This window comes from Bradyrhizobium sp. Leo78 (genome assembly GCF_059512425.1).
Genome location: NZ_JCAMOT010000010.1, coordinates 115,626 through 135,594, shown reverse-complemented (window position 1 = coordinate 135,594; position 19,969 = coordinate 115,626). Strand labels below are relative to the sequence as shown.

The following is a 19,969-nucleotide window of genomic DNA, read 5'->3' as shown; positions in this document are numbered from 1 at the left end:
ACAAGCCCGGCCATGACGAACACTATTAGCAGGGTCTACAAGATCATCATTTCGACCACGACCGAACTGTCAGCAGTTGTCAGCAGGTCCCGGTCTTGAGCATGGTCTGTTCGGAAAACCGGCGTCCACTTTTCCGGATCATGCTCTAAAGACTCGGTTCCGGAAACTCGTCGACCGTACGCAATTTCGCCCGCCGCTTCGCGAACGAGACGATCCACAGCACGACAAGCCCCAGCGCCACCGGCGGGAACACGACGAGGTTGACCGCCGACCAGCCGTAATTGGCGAGCAATTGGCCTGACGAGAACGAGCCGATCGCCATCGTCCCGAACACCAGGAAATCGTTGAACGCCTGCACCTTGTTGCGCTCCTGCGGCCGGTGCGTCTCCAGCACCAGCGCGGAGGCGCCGACAAAGCCGAAATTCCAGCCGACGCCGAGCACGATCAAGGTCGCCCAGAAGTGCAGCGCGGTCAGGCCGGAGAGCCCGATCGCCGCCGCAAGCGCCTCCAGGAGCAGGCCGAGAGCGACGATGCGCGATGCGCCGAAGCGCGCGATCAGCGAGCCCGTAAAGAAGCTTGGGCCATACATCGCGATGATGTGCCACTGGATCGCGAAATTGGAATCACTGACGGAAAGGCCGCACATCTTCATGGCGAGCGGCGCCGACGTCATCACCAGGTTCATCATGGGATAGGCGATGATGCCGCACAGCGCGGCGGCGATGAACCGCGGCTGCCGCGCGATCTCGAGCAGCGGCCGACCGCCATGCAGGTCGACCGCGGCGGGTTTTGGCGCGTCGACGCCGACCAGCACCGCCATCGCAACCAGGGCAACGAACGCCTGCATCAGGAAGCTGAAGGCGAAGAGATAAGGCGGCCAGATGTCCATGGTCCATTGCACGAGCTGCGGACCGAGCACACCGGCGAATACGCCGCCCGCCATCACCCAGGACACCGCCTTCGGCCGGAACGCGGCGCTGGCACCGTCGGCGGCGGCGAAGCGATAGGATTGCGCCACCGCGCCATAGAGCCCGCCGAGAAAGGTCGCCAGGCAGAACAGCCAGAATGCGCCGCGCAGGATCGCGAAGGCGCCGAGCGCGCCGGTCAGCGCGCCGCAGCCGGTGCCGATGATGAACGCCGTGCGGCGGCCATAGGCGCGCGAGATCGCACCGGTCGGCAGCGTGCCGGCGGCAAGCCCCAGCACATACATCGACAGCGGCACGGTCGCGAGCGAAACGTCGGGCGCCAGTGTCGCGCCGACGATCGAGCCGGTCGCGAAGATGACGGCCGAATTGGCGCCGGTCAGCGCCTGCGCCGCAGCCAGCCGCAGCACATTGGCGCGCGCCCGCGCGTCGTCGGCGATCTCATCGCTGGATATGGCACTCATCGACGTTCCCATTCCAAGGCACCCGGCCGGGAACCTCGCTGTTGCAAATGCACTATGGAGAGAGGACGCCGGCCGATCAACCAGCGCAAATGGACACTCGCCATGCGGGTGGAGGAGGCGTTGTGTGTCTCACATTACGACTACGCTTCGTGCACCGTTGTCGTCCCGTCGAAGGACGGGGCGACACTGTCATTCCGGGGCGATGCGAAGCATCGAGCCCGGAATCCATTTTGCCGCCGACGCAAGTAGCTGAATGGATTCCGGGCTCGTCCTTCGGACGCCCCGGAATGACGGCGGTGTTTGTGGCTGACGCGAATGGTGGGTTACGCTGCGCTAACCCACGTCACGATTTCGGGCGATCCGGCACCGGCGGCGCGATGTAGACCTTCCAGCTCACGGAGGGGCCGGGGTGGCCGTTGACGAAGCGGCGCGTGGTCATGATCAGGCGCTCGGCGTGCGGCGCGTTCTTGTCGATCCAGCTCTCGAACGCAGGCAGGCGTCCGTCATTGGGGTCGAACACGCCGATGAAGCCGAGGCGCTTGGCTTCCGCTTCGCTGGTGAGGCCCGCGCCCCAGACCTCGCCCGGCGTGAACGGCGCTGGATGATCAGGGCTGTAGAACACCAGCGGCATGATCACCTCCGTGGTGCCCGCCACCACGGCCCAGCGCGAGGCGGCTTTGCGGTGCCAGGCCTCCGTGAGCTCGCGCGCAAGCTCGGCGCGCGCGCCGTATTTCGCGACGCTGTTCGGATCGGCGGCAAGCTCGCGCTCGGCAATGGTCGGCGACGCGAACAGCATGGCGATACTGATCACGAGCCAGATCGCGCTGATCCGAAACAGCGCCATCCTGGGGATCCGCAGCCAGGGGATCGCGACCAGCGCGAGCGGCGTCAGGAAGAACAGCGAGATGCCCCAGTCGGTCTTGATATAGATCTCGAAGAACAGCGCGCCGAGCGGCGGTCCGATCGCGACGATGATCTGGATGATCCAGACGTTCAGCGCCTGCGAGAGATTGACGCCGGGATTCGGCCCCAGCGACCAGTTGCGCGTGAACAAGGTCGACGGCCGCCGCACCAGCGCGCCCCACCCAAGCGCCAGCGCCGCCAGCACGATACAGGCGGCGAGCAATCCGATATTGTGGGCGATATAGCCCTTCACGAGAAACAGACTGACCGCGCGATTGTCGATGCTGTAGACATCCCCGGCATAGGTCAATGGCGCAAAATGGGTCTCGCTCAGCCAGACGATATGCGGAATCATCGCCACAATCATCGTTGCGATCGCAACCCACGGCGCCGGCGAAGCCAGGAAGCGAAGGCGCTCGGGATGGATCAGCGCCGCAAGCCCGATGGCGCCGATCATGGTCAGCACCCAATATTTGGTCATCAGCGCCAGCGCGCCGGCAAGGCCAAGCCAGACGCCCGAAATGACGGTGCGCTTCTCGAACGCGTAGAGATAGGCCAGCACGACCGGCGGCAGGGTTGCAAGCTGCAACAGGTCGGCGTTGTACTTGTAGCCCTTGAAGTTGAAGATCGGATAGAGCGCGAGCGTCACCACGACGAAGAAGGCGCGGCGGCGGTCGACGACACGCAGCGCGATCAGCCAGCAGACGATAAGGCTCACGGCGATGACCGCCATCGCCAGCGCATATGTCGCCCAATCCGTCACCGGAAAGATGCGGAACCAGAGGCCGGCGACCCAGCCGGACAGCGGCGGATGCTTGCCATAGCCGAGCTGGAATTTCTGGCCCCAGGCAAAGGCCTCCGCGACGTCCATATGGATGTCCTGCGCGGACTTCAGATTGACCAGGATCAGCGTCCACAGCACGGCATGGGCGAGCGCAAAGCCGGCGACGAACCATAATCCGGTGACGGGATCGGTTGCGCGCGCCACCAGCCACGCCGCCAGGCGGGAGATAGAGAACTTCCGTTTTGCGCGCGCCGCCGCGGGCAGGATTGATGCAGTCGCCATGGGCCCTGCCTAGCCTGTTTTACGGGCGAATGAAATCAGCTTGGCGTGACTATGGGAGACCGGCGCCGCAAGTTTCCCCGCCGCTGCCGTTTGCCGCAGCGACCCACAATCGGCAGAAACACCCGCCAAAACCAACCAAAACCGGCTCAAAATTCCGCAATGTGGTTGCCGCTTCGGGGTGCGAATGCTATCTCGCGCCCCATGACGACCGCCCCTATTCCGAACATCCGCAACTTCTCCATTGTCGCCCATATCGACCATGGCAAATCGACGCTGGCCGACCGCCTGATCCAGATGACCGGCGGCCTGTCGGATCGCGAGATGGCGGGCAAGGAACAGGTGCTCGATTCCATGGACATCGAGCGCGAGCGCGGCATCACCATCAAGGCACAGACGGTGCGGCTGAAATACCGCGCCAAGGACGGCAAGGATTACATCTTCAACCTGATGGACACGCCCGGCCATGTCGACTTCGCCTACGAAGTCTCGCGGTCGCTGGCGGCCTGCGAAGGTTCCCTGCTGGTGGTCGACGCCAGCCAGGGCGTCGAGGCGCAGACGCTCGCCAATGTCTACCAGGCGCTCGACAACAACCACGAGATCGTGCCGGTCCTGAACAAGGTCGACCTGCCCGCGGCCGAGCCGGAGAAGGTCAAGCAGCAGATCGAGGACGTGATCGGCATCGACGCTTCCGACGCCGTAATGATCTCGGCCAAGACGGGTCTTGGCGTGCCTGACGTGCTGGAGGCGATCGTCACCCGCCTGCCGCCCCCGAAGGGCGACAAGGACGCCACCTTGAAGGCGCTCTTGGTCGATAGCTGGTACGACGTCTATCTCGGCGTGGTCGTCCTGATCCGCGTCGTCGACGGCGTGATGAAGAAGGGCAGCCGCATCCGCATGATGGGCACGGGCGCAGCCTACGACATCGAGCGCGTCGGCTTCTTCACGCCGAAGATGCAGCAGGTGGACGAACTTGGTCCCGGCGAGATCGGCTTCATCACTGCGGCGATCAAGGAAGTCGCCGACACCCGCGTCGGCGACACCATCACTGACGACAAGAAGCCGGTGTCGGAAATGCTGCCGGGCTTCAAGCCGGCGATCCCGGTGGTGTTCTGCGGCCTGTTCCCTGTTGACGCCGACGATTTCGAAACCCTGCGCGCGGCGATGGGCAAGCTCCGCCTCAACGATGCCAGCTTCTCGTTCGAGATGGAGACCTCGGCCGCGCTGGGCTTCGGCTTCCGCTGCGGCTTCCTCGGGCTGTTGCACCTGGAGATCATCCAGGAGCGGCTGTCGCGCGAGTTCGATCTCAATTTGATCGCGACCGCACCGAGCGTCATCTACAAGATGAAGCTCACCGACGGCAGCGAGATCGAGATCCACAACCCGGTCGACATGCCGGACGTGGTCAAGATCGCCGAGATCGACGAGCCCTGGATCGAGGCCACGATCCTCACGCCGGACGAATATCTCGGCAGTGTGCTGAAGCTGTGCCAGGACCGGCGCGGCTCGCAGAAGGAGCTGACCTATGTCGGCTCCCGCGCGATGGTGAAATACGATTTGCCGCTCAACGAAGTGGTGTTCGATTTCTACGACCGCCTTAAATCGGTCTCCAAGGGCTATGCCTCGTTCGACTATCATCTGACCGACTACAAGCCGGCCGATCTCGTCAAAATGCAGATCCTGGTCAATGGCGAGCCGGTGGACGCGCTGTCGATGCTGGTGCACCGCACCCGCGCCGAGGGCCGCGGCCGCGCCATGGTCGAGAAGATGAAGGAACTGATCCCGCCGCACATGTTCCAGATCCCGATCCAGGCGGCGATCGGCGGCAAGGTGATCGCCCGCGAAACCGTCCGCGCGCTGCGCAAGGACGTCACCGCCAAGTGCTACGGCGGCGACATCACGCGTAAGCGAAAACTTCTGGAGAAGCAGAAGGAAGGCAAAAAGAAGATGCGGCAGTTCGGCAAGGTCGACATCCCGCAGGAAGCTTTCATTGCCGCGCTGAAGGTGGATAGCTGAGGCGCTGTCATTCCGGGGCTCGCGAAGCGAGAACCCGGAATCCATCGGGCCACAGGCACGGGCGGAGAAATGGATTCCGGGCTCGCGCTACGCGCGCCCCGGAATGACGGCGGCGAGTGCCTCGACTAGCTTGCCCTCCCCCCACAGATAAGCCACCATCGCGTTCCCGCTCAACAAAACAACAACAGCGAGGAAACGCATGAGCAAGCCAGAAGGGTTCGATCTTGCCGGGAAGGCGCGTGCGCTGGCGCCGTTGATCACACAAGATGCCGACGAGATCGAGCGGACGCGGCGGCTGACGGGAGCGGTGACGGCGGCGCTGGTCGACAACGGGCTGTACCGGGCGCTGCTGCCGAAACGCTTCGGCGGCAGCGAGGCGACGCTGGAGGCGTTCATGCAGATGCAGGAGGAGGTCGCCAAGGCCGATGCCTCCACTGCCTGGTGCCTCGGCCAATGCAGCGTCTGCGCGATGACCGCGGCCTATCTCGACCCTGATGCGGCGAACGAGATTTTCAACGTCGCGCCGGGCATTCTGGCCTGGGGCGCGATCGCGCATGAGGTGAAGGCGGTGCCGAGCGGCTATCTCGCCAATGCGCGCTGGGATTTCGCGAGCGGATCGCGGCAGGCGAGCTGGCTGGGCGCGCATGTGCGCGTGGTCGAACAGGACGGCTCGCCCCGCAAGAAAGCGGACGGCTCGATGGAAATCCGCACCATCCTGTTTCCGGCGGCGAGCGCCACCATGCACGACGTCTGGGACGTGATCGGGCTGAAGGGCACCGGCACCGATTCCTATTCGGTGGAGAATCTGTTCATCCCCGAGAAGTTCGCGGCGCTGCGCGACGATCCTTCCGCCTTGCGCGAAGGGGGCCCGCTGTACAAGCTTTCCACCAACATGGTGTTCGGCATGGGCTTTGCCGCGACCGCGCTCGGCGTGGCACGCGCCACGCTCGATGCGGCGATCGAGCTTTCGCGCGGCAAGACGCCGCAAGGGTTGAAGGCGATGCGCGAGAACAATGCGGTGCAGGGTTTGATCGGCCGCACCGAGGCAAGCCTGCGCGCTGCGCGTGCCTATCTCTATACGACTGCTGCGGACGTCTGGCGCGATCTGGAACGCGGCGTTTCCCTGACCGAAGGCCATCGCGTGGCGCTGCGCGTCGCCTCGACCTGGACCATCCACCAATCGGCATCCGTGGTCGATACCGCCTATCACATGGCCGGCGCCACGGCGGTGTTCGCCGCCAACAAGTTCGAGCGCCGCTTCCGTGACATGCACGCGATCGCGCAGCAGATCCAGGCCCGCGACGTCAATTACGAGGACGCCGGCCGCGCGATCCTCTCAGGCAATCTCGCGGGATCGCCAACGACGCGGTGAGCAATTCGTCATTGCGAGCGAAGCAAAGCAATCCATGTCTCAGCGCGTGGCGCTATGGATTGCTTCGCTTCGCTGGTAATGAGGAGTTGAGAGATTTGGAGTCACGCCACCAGCGCGGCTTCGTCGTCGTTGGCGTCGCCGCGCTGGGCCTGCAGCAGGCTGACGATGTCGGCATTGGGCCTGGCGCGGCTGAACAGGAAACCCTGGCCTTCGTGGCAGCCTTCGGCGCGCAGGCAGCTCAGCTCGGCTTCGGTCTCGACTCCCTCCGCGGTGATGGTGACGCCGAGGCCCTTGCCGAGGCTGATGATCGAACGCACGATCGCCTGCGCATCGCGGTTGGAGCCGAGGTCGCGCACGAACGACTGGTCGATCTTGATCTTGTCGAACGGAAAGCTGCGCAAATAGCTGAGGCTGGAATAGCCGGTGCCGAAATCGTCCATCGAGATGCGCACGCCGAGCGCGCGCAGCGCGTGCAGCGTGGCCAGCACCTGGCTGCTCTTTTCCAATAGCAGCGTCTCGGTGATCTCGAGCTCGAGCCGCCGCGCCGGCAGACCGGAATACTTCAGCGCTTCCGTTACCTGCGACAACAGATTGCCGGTGCGGAATTGCAGCGGCGACAGGTTGACGGCGACGCGGACATCGTCGGGCCAGTGCGCGGCATCCATGCAGGCGCGCCGCAGCATCAAGCCGCCGAGCGGATTGATCAGGCCGGTCTCTTCCGCCACGGGGATGAACTCGCCGGGCGAGATCATGCCGCGCTCGGGATGCGGCCAGCGCACCAGCGCCTCGAAGCCGGTGATGCGGCCGCTCGAGAGATCGACCAGCGGCTGGTAGAACGGCCGCAAGCCGTCGTTCTGGATCGCGTCGCGCAAATCCATCTCGATCTTGCGGCGGGTCTGGGCGCGCGCGTCCATCTCGGCCTCGAAGAAGGAGAAGGTGCCGCGGAATTCGCTCTTGGCGCGCGATAGCGCCATGTCGGCGCTCTTCAACAGTTTCTCCGATTCGTCGCCGTCGCCGGGCGACATCGCAATGCCGATGCTGGCGCCGATCACGATGGAATGGCCGTCGAGCAGATAGGGTTCGCCGATCGCTTCCAGCAGGCGCTTCGCGAGCAGCACCGCATCCTCCGGACGCGACACGCCGCTCTGGACGATCGCGAATTCATCGGAGTTGAGACGGGCCAGCGCATCTTCCTCGCGCAAGGTCGAGCGCAGGCGCTTTGCGACCCCGCGCAGGAGCTTGTCGCCGACGCCATGGCCGAGCGTGTCGTTGACGGCCTTGAAATTGTCCAGCCCGAGCACCAGCACCGCGACCTTCTCGGCGCTGCGGCGGGTGTGCAGCAGCATGTCGTCCATCTGCTGGCGGAGCAGATTGCGGTTGGGCAGCCCCGTGAGCCCGTCATGCTGGGCCATGAAGGCAAGCCGCGCCTCGGCGCGCTTGCGCTCGGTCATGTCCATCAGCGCCAGCAGCACCGCGGGCTGGTTGCCATGCATCAATTCGCGCGAATAGATCGCAAGATCGATCAGCGTGCCGTCGGCCCGCACATGCTTCCAGGTCCGCGCCGCCTGCTCGTCGCCACCGCGGCCGCCGATCCATGGCAGTTCGGTATCGAATGCCTGCAGGCTGCGGATGGTCAGTTTCTCAAATTCGGCGCGGCTGAAGCCGTAATGCTCGGCCGCGGCGTCGTTGACGGAGAGGATGCGCTCACCGTCGAGCGAGCAGACGATCATCGGCACCGGATTGCCGTCGAACAACAGGCGGAACGAGGCCTCGCGCTGCTTCAATTCGGTGATGTCGACGCGCAGGCCGACGACGCCGCCATCCGAGGTCAGCCGCTCCTCGATCAGGACGACGCGGCCGTCGGCAAGCTTCTGCTCATGCCGCTCGCCGGGCTGATAGAGTTTCTTCAGCCGCTCGGCGATCCACGCCTCCTCGCGGCCGATGGCCTCGGGATAGTCGCCGCGCGCGACGCCGACCCGGAGCGTATCCTGCAGCCGCGCGCCGTGCTCGAACTGGTCGGAGCTGCGGCGATAGATCTCCGCATATTTCTTGTTCCAGAGGATGTAGCGGCCTTCGGCGTCGAGGAACACGATGCCTTGCGGCAGGATGTCGATCGCCTCGCGCAGGCGCTCGTTGGAGCGGCGCGCATCGGCGATCGCCGCCTCAGCCTCGGCGCGCTTGCGCACGATCTCGCCGATCTCGGACGGAACGCGCCGCCTGCCACTTGCAAGCTTCGGATCGGGTTTGACGGGACGGCCGGAAATTCTCGCCGCCGCCTTACGCTTCAGTTTCTTAGCCGTTCTTGGCCGCATCTTCGGCATCGACTTTTCGCCCACACGCACTCCCGCCGCGGATGGTTCTCCGATAAGTGTCTGAAAAAATGGTGTATTCCGCCGGTTTCCAGAATAGAGCCGGCCTCCGAGCTGCCTGTTTAGGAGGCGGACGTCCGCATCTCTGAATACCGGTGGGCGGCTCGAAGGGCTGAGAAGCAAATCCAACGGGCAAATCAACCAAGCGCGCGGAGCCAATTTTCCCGCGATCCGGGTAGCGATGCTGCGGATGCACCAATGGCGCGTATTCCGCACGAAATTGCGTCATTACGCGACAGGGTTAGTACCCGGTTAAGCCGCGAGCTTGCATCGAACCAATCACGAGGCGGTGGCATCTGCTGCCGCCAAAAAGGCTTCGGGCGCCTGCCGGTTCAGGCTATCCTCCGCTCCAGGGGACGAGGCGCAAGCATCGCCTTGGGGAGGGGACCCGATGCGCCAGAGCACGCACAATCGATCTCTCACCATCAGCACTCTCTTGGCGGCGACGCTGGCGCTGCTGCTGACGTGTGGTCCCGGCGCTGCCGGAGACTACCCGGACCGCACCGTCAGGATCATCGTGCCATTCTCTGCCGGCGGCACCGCGGATGCGGTCCCGCGGCTGGTGGCGGACTGGCTGTCGCGCAAATGGGGCCAGCCGATCGTAATCGAGAACAGGATCGGTTCAGCCGGCAACGTCGGGGCCGAGGAGGTCTACAATGCCGACCCCGACGGCTACACCCTTCTCTCCGCGCCACCGCCGCCGCTCGTCATCAACCAGAACCTTTTTCGCAAGCTCCGCTTTGATCCGGCGAGGTTCGAGCCGATCGTCGTGATGGCGCAGGTGCCGAACGCGATCTTCGTCCGCCCCAACGGCATCAAGGCGTCCAGCGTGGCGGAGTTGATCGATCATCTGCGCGCAAACCCCGATGGGCTCACAGCCGCCACGCTCGGCAGCGGGACAACGTCGCATCTGAGCTCCCAATTGTTCGAGACGATGGCGAAGGTGAAGCTGCGCCAGATTCCCTATCGCAGCACCGTGCCGGCGCTGCAGGGCCTGCTCGCCGGCGACGTCGACCTGATGTTCGACAATCTCGGCGTCACGCTGCCGCTGGTGACGGCCGGCAAGCTCAAGCTGCTGGCGGTGGCTTCGCCCAAACGGTTGCCATCCATGCCCAACGTGCCGACGATCGCCGAAACGCTGCCGGGCTTCGAAGCGGTCGCCTGGTTTGCGATGGTGGCGCCGCCAGGGACGCCGAAAGCGATCGTCGAGAAGATCAATGCCGACGTCAACGAAGTGCTGGCCCGGCCCGATATCCAGGCCAACTTCCGAAAGCTCTCCGCGGAAATCTATGGCGGCTCGGTGGAGCGGACGTCGCAATATCTGCGCAGCGAGGTCGACCGCTGGAGCACGGTGATCAAGTCGGCCAAGATCGAGATGCAGTGAAGGCTCTTCCCACCTCTCCCGCTTGCGGGAGAGGTCGGCGCGTAAGCGCCGGGTGAGGGCCCTCTCCACACGAAGAGTCCGAATCGCGGAGATACCCCCACCCCGGCCCTCCCCCGCAAGCGGGAGAGGGAGTTTAGCTCCATCAACCAATTGCGATGTCACGGCGGCTCGCGGACCATCGAATCCATGTTACGCTGACTGCCCTTCGAGTGAATCCCATGACGTCCCGCCCGATATTGACCCTGCTGGTTCTTGCAGCTCTATCGCTTGGTGCCGACGCGGCGTCGGCGCAGGACAGAGGCTCGGTCAATCCGAAGCCGCTGCCGCCGCTCGCCAATCCCAACGATCCCAAGCTCGGCGCCAAGGAATTGTTCGCGCGCAAGGTGCTGCCGACGGCGACGCCGACGCGGGTGATCGGCTCCTATTCCAAAGGCTGTCTCGCGGGCGCGGCGCCGATGCCGATCAATGGCGAGACCTGGCAAGTGATGCGGCTGTCGCGCAACCGCAACTGGGGCTATCCCGGCATGATCGCGCTGCTCAAGCGCCTGTCGGTAAAGGCACACAAGGATGCCGGCTGGCCGGGTATCCTGGTCGGCGACATCGCGCAGCCGCGCGGCGGGCCCGCCCTGAGCGGCCATGCCAGCCACCAGATCGGTTTAGATGCCGACGTCTGGCTGACGCCGATGCCCGACCGCAGGCTGTCGCGCGAAGAACGCGAGGACATGTCGGCGGTGATGATGGTGCGGCCGGACCGGCTCGACGTCGATCCCAAAGTGTTCACCCCCGGCCATGTGCAGGTGCTGCGCGACGCCGCGCAGGAGCCCGCCGTGCAGCGGATATTCGTCAATGCCGCGATCAAGAAGGCGTTGTGCCGCGAGGCCAAGGGCGACCGTAGCTGGCTCGCCAAGATCCGACCGTGGTGGGGCCATGACTATCACTTCCACATCCGCATGCGCTGCCCGGCCGGCGCCAGCGAATGCGAGGGACAGCCGTCGCAGTCGGAGGATGAAGGCTGCAAGCCTTCCGACTTCGACTTCTGGTTCTCCGATGCGGTGCTGCATCCGAAGCCGCCGCCGATACCGCCAAAGCCGAAGCCGCCAATGACGCTGGCGCAAATGCCGGCCGCCTGCAAAGCGGTGCTGAACGCGCCGGACGCGAAGCAGTAACATCTTCTTCGATTGACGCTCCATCCGGGCTACGCATTGTCCCGCGAGGATAACATCTTCGTCAGGACGCTATTCCCACGGCGGCTTGATGGGCTATTGTCGCATCGGCCAGCGCCGCAAGCGCAAGGCGTCTGCCGGGGACGACGGTCCCGCTCGTTTCAACCAAAAGCCATATAGGCGCAGCAAGACTGCGCGCATCCAACCATCGCGAGGAGCGATCATGCGTCTCAGTGCACGTAACCAGATCAAGGGCACCGTCGTCGAGGTGAAGAAGGGCGCAACCACGTCCCATGTCCGCGTCGATATCGGCGGCACCGTCATGACGTCCTCGATCACCAACGAGGCGGTCGACGATCTCGGCATCAAGGTTGGCGGCAAGGTGATCGTGGTGGTCAAGGCCTCCGATGTCATGATCGCGGTGGAATAGTCATGCGGCGGACATCTGTTCTGGCTGCGTTGCTGCTGCTCGGCAGTGCGCCCGCCCTTGCGGCGGAAGAACCGAGCGGCTGCGACAAGTTCAAATGGCCGATCGATCGCGAGCGCGCCGCGCTGACCGCGCCAGATCGCGCCCAATTGACCTCAGGCAACGAGTTTGCAGCCTTGCCCGCAAGCGGATTCACGCTGACCCTGGTGGCGCCGGCAGATGCAAAACTGCCGACGCCTCCGGAGCGTGCGCCGAAGGACGGCACCTTTGCCGGCTTCACCAGCTTCAAGACTACGCCCAAGGCCGGCCTTTACACGATCAGCCTGTCGTCCGGCGCCTGGCTGGACGTGGTGCAGGATGGTCACTTCCTCAAGCCCAAGGCATTCAGCGGCGCCACCGACTGCGACGGTATCCGCAAGACGGTAAAATTCGAGCTTTCCGCGAGCCCATTCGTGCTGCAGATCAGCGGGGTCAAAGAGAATTCGATCTCGGTCGCGATCCTGCCGGCGGAATGAGCGGCGAATAGGCCTGGGCAAATGCACAAAGGGTCGCCTTTACCCGGGCCGCGGGCCTGTTTATTGTCTGGCCATAGCGATGCCCCGACCGACCGTCAGTCCGTTGGGATCACCGGAACGGCGCTTCCGTCTGTCGCAATCCTTACCGATTCAACCAACGCCCGAAGTGCGCGCGGCCCGCGCGCATTCGGACGTGATGGAGCGCCTGCCATGAACCGCCTTGCCGGAATTGTCGCCGCCTTTGTCCTTGCGCTGTCTTCAGCCGCCTTAGCTGCGAACGCGCAGGAAAAGACCCTGACCGTGTTCGCGGCCGCCTCGATGAAGAACGCCCTCGACGACATCGACGCCGCCTACACCGCCAAGACCGGCGTCAAGGTCAATGCGAGCTATGCCGCCAGCTCAGCATTGGCAAAGCAGATCGAGCAGGGCGCGCCGGCCGACGTGTTCGTCTCCGCCGACACCGACTGGATGGACTACGCGGTCAAGCAGAAGAACATCAACGAGGCGACGCGGATCAATCTGCTCGGCAACAGCATCGTGCTGATCGCGCCGAAGGACTCCAAGATCGACAACGTCAATATCGGCGCCGGCTTCGACCTCGCCAAGCTCGCCGGTGACGGCAGGATCGCGACCGGCGACGTCAAGGCCGTGCCGGTCGGCAAATATGCCAAGGCGGCGCTGGAGAAGCTCGGCGCCTGGCAAGCGGCCGAGCCGAAATTCGCGATGGCCGAAAGCGTGCGCGCGGCGCTGACACTGGTCGCCCGCGGCGAGGCCGTGCTCGGCATCGTCTATTCGACCGACGCCAAGGTCGAGCCCGGCGTCAAGATCGTCGGCACCTTCCCGGCCGACAGCCATCCCGCGATCATCTATCCGGTCGCGGCGACGACGACGGCCAAACCCGAGACCGCCGAGTACCTCAACTTCCTGAAATCGTCGGCGGCAAAGACGATCCTCGAGAAGTACGGCTTCAAGTTCCTGATCACGCCGACGACCTGAGCATGATCCGGAAAAGCGGAAGCATGATCTGAGCCCACGTGTTCGAGATTTCGCCGACCGAGTGGACGGCGATCCTGCTGTCGTTGCGGGTCGCCATCGTCGCAACACTGGTCGCGACCCCCCTAGGGATCGCGCTGGCGTGGCTGCTTGCGCGCCGTGACTTCTGGGGCAAATCGGTGCTCGACGCGCTCGTGCATCTGCCGCTGGTGCTGCCGCCCGTTGTCACCGGCTATCTGCTATTGCTCACGTTTGGACGGCGCGGCCTCGTCGGGGCCTGGCTTGCCGATCATCTCGGCATCGTCTTCGCGTTCCGCTGGACCGGTGCGGCGCTCGCCTGCGGCGTGATGGCCTTTCCATTGCTCGTGCGGCCGATCCGGCTGTCGATCGAGGCCGTCGACCGGCGGCTGGAGCAGGCCGCCGGAACGCTCGGCGCGGCGCCGTGGCAGGTGTTCCTGACCGTGACGTTGCCCCTGGCGCTACCGGGCGTGCTCGCCGGAATGGTGCTCGGCTTCGCCAAGGCGATCGGCGAGTTCGGCGCGACCATCACCTTCGTCTCCAACATTCCGGGCGAGACCCAGACCATCTCGTCGGCGATCTATTCGCTGATCCAGACGCCCGAGGGCGACCTTGCGGCGGCGCGGCTGGTCATCATCTCCATCGTTCTTGCGATGAGCGCGCTTGTTGCATCAGAGTGGTTCGCGCGGCGCGCGACGAAGCGGCTGCACGGAAACTGACCATGCTCCGTGTCGACGTCACCAAGCACCTTGGCGAATTCACGCTCTCTGCGTCCTTCACCAGCGAGGGCCGCGTCATCGGCCTGTTCGGCGCGTCGGGCGCCGGCAAGACCTCGCTGATCAACATGATCGCGGGACTGCTGAAGCCCGACCGCGGCATCATCTCGCTCGATGGCGAGACGCTCGACGACACCGAAGCGCACGTGCATGTGCCGCCCTACCGGCGCCGCATCGGCTATGTGTTCCAGGACGCGCGGCTGTTCCCGCATCTCGACGTGCGGCAGAACCTCGATTACGGGCGCCGCATGAATCGCCTGCCGGATGATCCGGCGCAGCGCAAACGCGTCACCGACCTGCTCGACATCGGCCATCTCATGGACCGTCGTCCGGGTAAACTTTCCGGCGGCGAGCGCCAGCGCGTCGCGCTCGGACGCGCGCTGTTGTCGAAGCCGCGCCTGTTGCTGCTCGACGAGCCCTTGGGCTCGCTGGACGAAGGGCGGAAGGTGGAGATCCTCCCTTATCTGATCCGACTGCGCGACGAGGGCATACCCATGGTCTACGTCAGCCACGACGCCGCCGAACTGCGCCAGCTCGCGACCCAGATCGTGATGCTGCGTCGTGGCGAGGTGACTGCGTTCGGCGGCGTAAAGGTGCTGACGGGAGGCTCGAATTGATTTCGGTCGCCTTCCCTTCTCCCCTTGCGGGAGAAGGTGGCGCGAAGCGCCGGATGAGGGGTCGTCGCCGCGGGCACGGTGCGCGTGGAGAGAGACCCCTCACCCAAGCGAGTGACGCCGGAGTAGCCCTCTCCCACAAGGGGCGAGGGCGCATCAAGCAGCACCTCGCAGGTTTATCGATCGACGTTGAGCACCGCACCGGTGCGGGCGTCGACATCGACTTCCATATACCGGCCTTCGAGATCCCGCCCCTCGATTTGCCATTCATAGCCGGCAAATTCAGTGTGAGATACGGTTACGAGCCCGAGATCGGTCGCGATCGCCAGTGCTCTCTGCATCGATATGAGATCGCCAGAATCATAAGCCCTGGCGTGCGTCGCAATCCCAAGGGTCATCACCACGATCATCGGGAGGATGAATTTTCGCATGTGCCACTCCTGGTGAAGGTTCGTTACGGCAGGCACCAACAGCCCTCGAGGCGTATTGGTTCCCATTTCACAGCGAAACTGGGTGATCCGCAGGGGTTGCAACCGCTTGTTGACCGCCGATTGGCGACAATGTGACGGTTCCCCGCGGTGCTCGGCAAAAGACATCGGGTCGACTCGTTCACAGATTCGTTTGCTTTAAGGACAAAGCTTGTCGATTTGCCAAATCCGCCCGAGCGCGCCAAATTGTTGCCGGAAGAAAGGCGTGCCATGCGTATTGCTGGTTGGGTTTTGCTGCTCACAGGATTCGTCCTGTGCCTCACGGTGGCCTGGGCCGCTCTCGGGTTTCTGTTGATGGGCATCGGCCTCGTGTCGCTGCAGGTCGCCGAGCGGAAGCGGCGAAAGTCCGAGAAGACGGAGTCCGCCGCCCTCGATGCGCGTCCGAAGCCGGCTACCGCACTTGCCGAAGTGCCTCCGGCCCACGCAGAAACTGTTCCGATCACTCCGGAACCTCCCCCCTTGCCGGCACCGCAAACGACCTCGAGCGCCGACGCCTCCGCTTACGACAAGGAAGTATGGCGCCGCATGGTCGAGAGCGATCCCGATCTGGCGCGACTGGCCGCGGTGCTGTCCGACTACGGACAAGACTATGTCGATGAATTCGCCAATAGCTATCTCGCCGAGCCCGACAAGGGCCGCCTCGGCGCGATCGTCAACGAGATCATCGCGAAGGCCGCACGAAAGGAATCCACGCCGGCGGCATCGCCCGAAGTGCATCAGGCATCGGTCGATGCAAATCGGGAGCCGAGATCGCCGCGCGCAGAGGTCAAGCCGGATCGCCGCGCTGTGAAACTCCACGCGCCGAAGATCGCTGTAATGCCGCCTGCGGCACCACAGATTCGGACCGAATCGAATCCGCAAGATGGAAACGATGGGCCCGCTGACGACGACCTCAACGAACTGATCAAGCAGTTCGCGGGCGATGCGGGCTTCCTTCGAAGATAAGCCCTTTCCCAGCCCACGACGACCGTCCCCGCGAAACAGCCGCATAGCCCGGGTGGAGCGAAGCGCAACCCGGGACATCTCCATCAAGGTTTGCAAGCGGTCCCGGGTTACGCTGGCGCTCCACCCGGAGCTACGCTCTCTTTCGGGGCGCGACTTTAGACGCCTGCGACCGATGTCCAGATCCCGGCGAGCTTGCGCTTGAACTGCTGCAGCCGGGTCGCCGGCACGACCGACTCCTCTTCCTCCGGCAGGCGCAGGCCGACGACATTGACCCTGCCACCACCGAGGCTGCGCGCGACCAGGACGATGCTGTCCAGCGCGAGCTCCGCGCCTTCCTTCGGCGCGCGGTCGAGATGGATGTCGAAATAATCCGACAGCGTCAGCTTCTTCTGGTCCTCATCGACGGTCACGCCGTAGATCTCGGCAAGCTCGCCAAGCGTATGCTCGCCGGAGACCACGAAGTCGCCGAGCAGATGCGGGTCCGGCGCAGTGCTTGGCGGCATGTCGACAAAGAAGCGGTCGAGCGCTTCCGCTCGCTCCGGCGGCGCCAGCAGATAGAGGTAGTCGCCGGGCGCGATCGGGTCGGCCTCGGCGGGGGAGAGGATGTTCTCATCGCGGATCACCAGCGTCGGCCTCGACCAGGACGGCAGCAATCCGCGGCGGAAAAACAGGCTCTTCGCACCGACGGGATAGCCGACGAGCTGCTGCTCGAGCTGGCCGGGCAGGTCCAGTTCGACGCGCCGCGGGCCGCGGTCGACGCGCGGCAGCGCCACGTGCAGCCGACGCGCCGCCGGCGCCAGGGTCCAGCCCTGCAGCAAAAGCGAGATGATGACGACGACAAAGGCGACATCGAAATAGAGATAGGCCTTCGACAGGCCCACCAGCATCGGGATCGAGGCAAGGAAGATCGCAACCGCGCCGCGCAGCCCGGTCCAGGCAATGAACACCTTCTCCCGCCAGTTGAAGCGGAACGGCGCCATGCAGGCGAATACGGCAAGCGGCCGCGCCAGCAGCATCAGCGCCAGCGCCACCACGACCGAAGCGCCCAGGCTGCTGAGCACGCGGTGCGGCGACACCAGGAGCCCGAGCAGCACGAACATCACGATCTGCGCGAGCCAGGTCGCGGCATCGAGGAACGCGACCACCGAGCTGTGCGCGCGCGTCGGCCGGTTGCCGATGATGATGCCGGCGAGATAGACGGCGAGAAAGCCGGAGGCATGGGCGATCTGCGCCGCGCCGAAGATCACCAGCGCCGCCGTGGTCACGAATGGCGCGTGCAGGCCCTGCGGCAGAGCGACGCGGTTCATGGCGATCACAACCAGCCGGCCGCCGATCACGCCCACGATCGCCCCAAGCACGGCCTCGCGGACGAACTCCAGAACGATGTGCGACGCCGAGCTTTCTCCGAGGGAGATGAATTCCACCAGCATCAGCGTCAGGAAGATCGCGAAGGGATCGTTGGTGCCGCTTTCGGCCTCCAGCGTGGCGCCGACGCGCGGGCGCAGGCGCAACCCCTGGGTGTGGACCAGCAAAAATACCGCCGCGGCGTCGGTCGAGGCCACCACGGCCCCGACCAGCAATGCCTCGGTCCAGGAGAGGTCGAGCATATATTTGGCCACCGGCGCCGTGATCAGCGCGGTCAACAGCACGCCGGCGGTCGCGAGCACCATCGAGGGCGCCAGCACGGCACGGATGCTTTGGAAGCGCGTGCGTAGGCCGCCATCGAACAGGATCAGCGCCAGCGCCACCGAGCCCACCAGATAGGTGGTGCGGACGTCGTCGAACTGCAGGTGGCCGGGACCGGCATCGCCCGCGAGCATGCCGATCAGGAGGAAGACCAGTAGCAGGGGGGCGCCAAAGCGCAGCGCCAAAAGGCTCGACAGGATGCCGGCCATCACGAGAACTGCGCCAAGCAGGATGGCTATGCTGACCTGATCGAGAGAAGCCATACGCCGTAAGGAAAGAGAAGAGTTGCAATGCATCCTTACCGTCGCCACAGTTCGACGCCAACCCATTTTCTTCTGGTTTTGCGCCCAGCCTCACCTCGCACGCCAGTTGTGGCGATGGTCCGCGCGTCGCGTTTGTGGGATCGTGCCGACCGTTCGAATCAAATTCGCTTGAATCTGCACTTCATGAGATTTCGCCGATGGAAATGGAGCTGAAGGACGTCATCGAGACCCTGCAGATGGCCGCACGGTCGGTCGGAGCGGAGGTTACCTCGCCCTGGTTCTATCTGCAGTTCGGCATCATCCTGGCCGCCGCCGGCATCGCCTATGCGGCCGACGCCGCGATCCGCCTACGGGTCGACATGGATTCGCTGGCGTCGCACCTGCCGCTGCCGCTCAGGCATTTCATCCGCGTGCTGGTCGGCAGCGCCTCGACCGCGGTGTTCGCGCTCCTGATGATCGCGACGCGCATCATCATGGCGCATTCGACCTGGCCGAGCCGCAGCTACCTGATCGTAGTCTCGGCCAAGCTGGCGCTGGCCTGGCTCGTCATCTCCCTGGTGGCGTCGGTCATCCGCAACGCCTTCATCGTCCGCCTGGTGTCGGTGGGGGCCTGGATCGTCGCGGCGCTCAGCATCATCGGCCAGCTCGATGCGACGGCCGAGACGCTGGATTCGGTCGCGATCGAGGTCGGCGGCCTGCGGTTGACGCCGCTGCTCCTGATCAAAGCCGGCGCGCTGGTGATCCTGGCGCTGTGGCTCACCAACATCGCGAGCAATTTCGTCGAGAGCCGCATCAACCGCGCCACCGACCTGACGCCGTCGGTCCAGGTGCTCCTGATCAAGATCATCCGCATCGGGCTGATGGTGGTCGCGATCGCCATCGCGCTGAGCGCGGTCGGCATCAACCTGTCAGCGCTCGCGGTGTTCTCCGGCGCGGTCGGTGTCGGTATCGGTATCGGCCTGCAGAAGATCGTCGCCAACTTCATCTCGGGCATCATCCTGCTCGCTGACAAGTCGGTGAAGCCCGGCGACCTCGTCACCATCGGCGACAATTCGGGGCGCATCAGCGCGATGAAAACCCGCTACATCTCGGTAGCCGCCGGCGACGGCCGCGAATTTCTGATCCCGAACGAGGACCTGGTGACGCAGAAGGTCGTCAACTGGACCTATACCGACAAGAACACGCTGGTCAAAATCCCCTTCGGCACCAATTACGAGGCCGATCCGCGGCTGGTGTGCAAGCTCGCCATCGAGATCGCCGCCGCGGCGCCGCGGGCATTGAAAGGCAAGCCGCCAAACTGCATCCTGACCGAATTCGCCGAAGCCGGGATGAAATTCTCGCTGACCTTCTGGATTGGCGATCCCGATGGCCTCGACAACGTCAAAAGCGACGTGATGCTGGCGCTGTGGGACGCCTTCAAGCGCGAGGGCATCCGCGTGCCCTATCCGGTGCGGGAACTTCGGGTCCGCGGCGCCCTTCCGGTCGAGACCGTGATCGAGACTTCCAGCTAAATCCATGGCGGGAAAGGCCATTTCGGCCCCAACCTTGGCTTGCGCTGGCCGCCTCGATCATTAAATTAGGTGAATT

Annotated in this window: 16 protein-coding genes; 11 read left to right on the top strand and 5 right to left on the bottom strand. The window is 64.5% G+C overall.

Annotated features, from left to right (window positions below):
* Nucleotides 1-145 precede the first annotated feature (145 nt).
* Both AC5ZG1_RS15665 and AC5ZG1_RS15660 read right to left on the bottom strand, forming a co-directional pair.
* Nucleotides 146-1,387, bottom strand: a complete 1,242-nt coding sequence (locus AC5ZG1_RS15665; RefSeq protein ID WP_456640631.1) for an MFS transporter — start codon at nt 1,385-1,387, stop codon at nt 146-148.
* Nucleotides 1,388-1,730: 343 nt separating this feature from the next.
* On the bottom strand, nt 1,731-3,356 hold the full coding sequence (locus AC5ZG1_RS15660; RefSeq protein WP_496133407.1) for a glycosyltransferase family 39 protein: 1,626 nt from the start codon (nt 3,354-3,356) through the stop codon (nt 1,731-1,733).
* 201 nt (nt 3,357-3,557) lie between these two features.
* Here AC5ZG1_RS15660 and lepA point away from each other — a divergent pair, with 201 nt between their 5' ends.
* Nucleotides 3,558-5,369, top strand: coding sequence for a translation elongation factor 4 (lepA, locus tag AC5ZG1_RS15655; protein WP_028163392.1), 1,812 nt, complete (start codon nt 3,558-3,560; stop codon nt 5,367-5,369).
* 199 nt (nt 5,370-5,568) lie between these two features.
* On the top strand, nt 5,569-6,741 hold the full coding sequence (locus AC5ZG1_RS15650; RefSeq protein WP_496133406.1) for an acyl-CoA dehydrogenase family protein: 1,173 nt from the start codon (nt 5,569-5,571) through the stop codon (nt 6,739-6,741).
* A 101-nt stretch (nt 6,742-6,842) separates the two neighbouring features.
* Here the strand turns inward: AC5ZG1_RS15650 and AC5ZG1_RS15645 are convergent, their stop codons facing one another.
* Nucleotides 6,843-9,062, bottom strand: coding sequence for a putative bifunctional diguanylate cyclase/phosphodiesterase (locus AC5ZG1_RS15645; protein WP_496133405.1), 2,220 nt, complete (start codon nt 9,060-9,062; stop codon nt 6,843-6,845).
* 439 nt (nt 9,063-9,501) lie between these two features.
* Between AC5ZG1_RS15645 and AC5ZG1_RS15640 the strand changes: the two genes are divergently transcribed.
* The 7 genes from AC5ZG1_RS15640 to modC all read left to right on the top strand — a co-directional run bounded on the left by AC5ZG1_RS15640 (nt 9,502) and on the right by modC (nt 15,003).
* Nucleotides 9,502-10,494, top strand: a complete 993-nt coding sequence (locus tag AC5ZG1_RS15640; protein WP_035689921.1) for a Bug family tripartite tricarboxylate transporter substrate binding protein — start codon at nt 9,502-9,504, stop codon at nt 10,492-10,494.
* Between the two features lie 218 nt (nt 10,495-10,712).
* Entirely contained in the window at nt 10,713-11,660 is a 948-nt protein-coding gene (gene mepA / locus AC5ZG1_RS15635; protein ID WP_496133404.1) for a penicillin-insensitive murein endopeptidase, read from the top strand.
* Nucleotides 11,661-11,880: 220 nt separating this feature from the next.
* A complete protein-coding gene (locus tag AC5ZG1_RS15630; protein WP_028163387.1) occupies nt 11,881-12,087 on the top strand; it encodes a TOBE domain-containing protein in 207 nt (68 codons plus the stop codon).
* A gap of 2 nt (nt 12,088-12,089) precedes the next feature.
* Nucleotides 12,090-12,599 (top strand): hypothetical protein, encoded by a 510-nt coding sequence (locus AC5ZG1_RS15625; protein WP_496133403.1) that lies wholly within the window; start codon nt 12,090-12,092, stop codon nt 12,597-12,599.
* 210 nt (nt 12,600-12,809) lie between these two features.
* Nucleotides 12,810-13,595: a molybdate ABC transporter substrate-binding protein gene (modA, locus tag AC5ZG1_RS15620; RefSeq protein ID WP_496133402.1), complete on the top strand. Its 786-nt coding sequence runs from the start codon at nt 12,810-12,812 to the stop codon at nt 13,593-13,595.
* Nucleotides 13,596-13,633: 38 nt separating this feature from the next.
* The gene (gene modB, locus AC5ZG1_RS15615) at nt 13,634-14,329 is read left to right on the top strand and encodes a molybdate ABC transporter permease subunit (protein WP_028163384.1); all 696 of its coding nucleotides are present in this window, start codon (nt 13,634-13,636) and stop codon (nt 14,327-14,329) included.
* 2 nt (nt 14,330-14,331) lie between these two features.
* Nucleotides 14,332-15,003, top strand: a complete 672-nt coding sequence (gene modC / locus AC5ZG1_RS15610) for a molybdenum ABC transporter ATP-binding protein (RefSeq protein ID WP_130229469.1) — start codon at nt 14,332-14,334, stop codon at nt 15,001-15,003.
* Between the two features lie 173 nt (nt 15,004-15,176).
* On the opposite strand, the gene AC5ZG1_RS15605 is transcribed toward modC, so the two are convergent.
* Nucleotides 15,177-15,596: a PepSY domain-containing protein gene (locus AC5ZG1_RS15605; protein WP_456640623.1), complete on the bottom strand. Its 420-nt coding sequence runs from the start codon at nt 15,594-15,596 to the stop codon at nt 15,177-15,179.
* Between the two features lie 102 nt (nt 15,597-15,698).
* On the opposite strand from AC5ZG1_RS15605, the gene AC5ZG1_RS15600 reads away from it, so the two are divergent.
* Complete coding sequence (locus AC5ZG1_RS15600; RefSeq protein WP_456640622.1) at nt 15,699-16,433, top strand: hypothetical protein; 735 nt, start codon at nt 15,699-15,701, stop codon at nt 16,431-16,433.
* Nucleotides 16,434-16,588: 155 nt separating this feature from the next.
* Here AC5ZG1_RS15600 and AC5ZG1_RS15595 read toward each other — a convergent pair whose 3' ends face one another.
* Nucleotides 16,589-18,382, bottom strand: a complete 1,794-nt coding sequence (locus AC5ZG1_RS15595) for a potassium/proton antiporter (RefSeq protein WP_456640621.1) — start codon at nt 18,380-18,382, stop codon at nt 16,589-16,591.
* A gap of 197 nt (nt 18,383-18,579) precedes the next feature.
* Here AC5ZG1_RS15595 and AC5ZG1_RS15590 point away from each other — a divergent pair, with 197 nt between their 5' ends.
* Nucleotides 18,580-19,893, top strand: coding sequence for a mechanosensitive ion channel family protein (locus AC5ZG1_RS15590; RefSeq protein ID WP_028163379.1), 1,314 nt, complete (start codon nt 18,580-18,582; stop codon nt 19,891-19,893).
* Nucleotides 19,894-19,969: the final 76 nt, after the last annotated feature.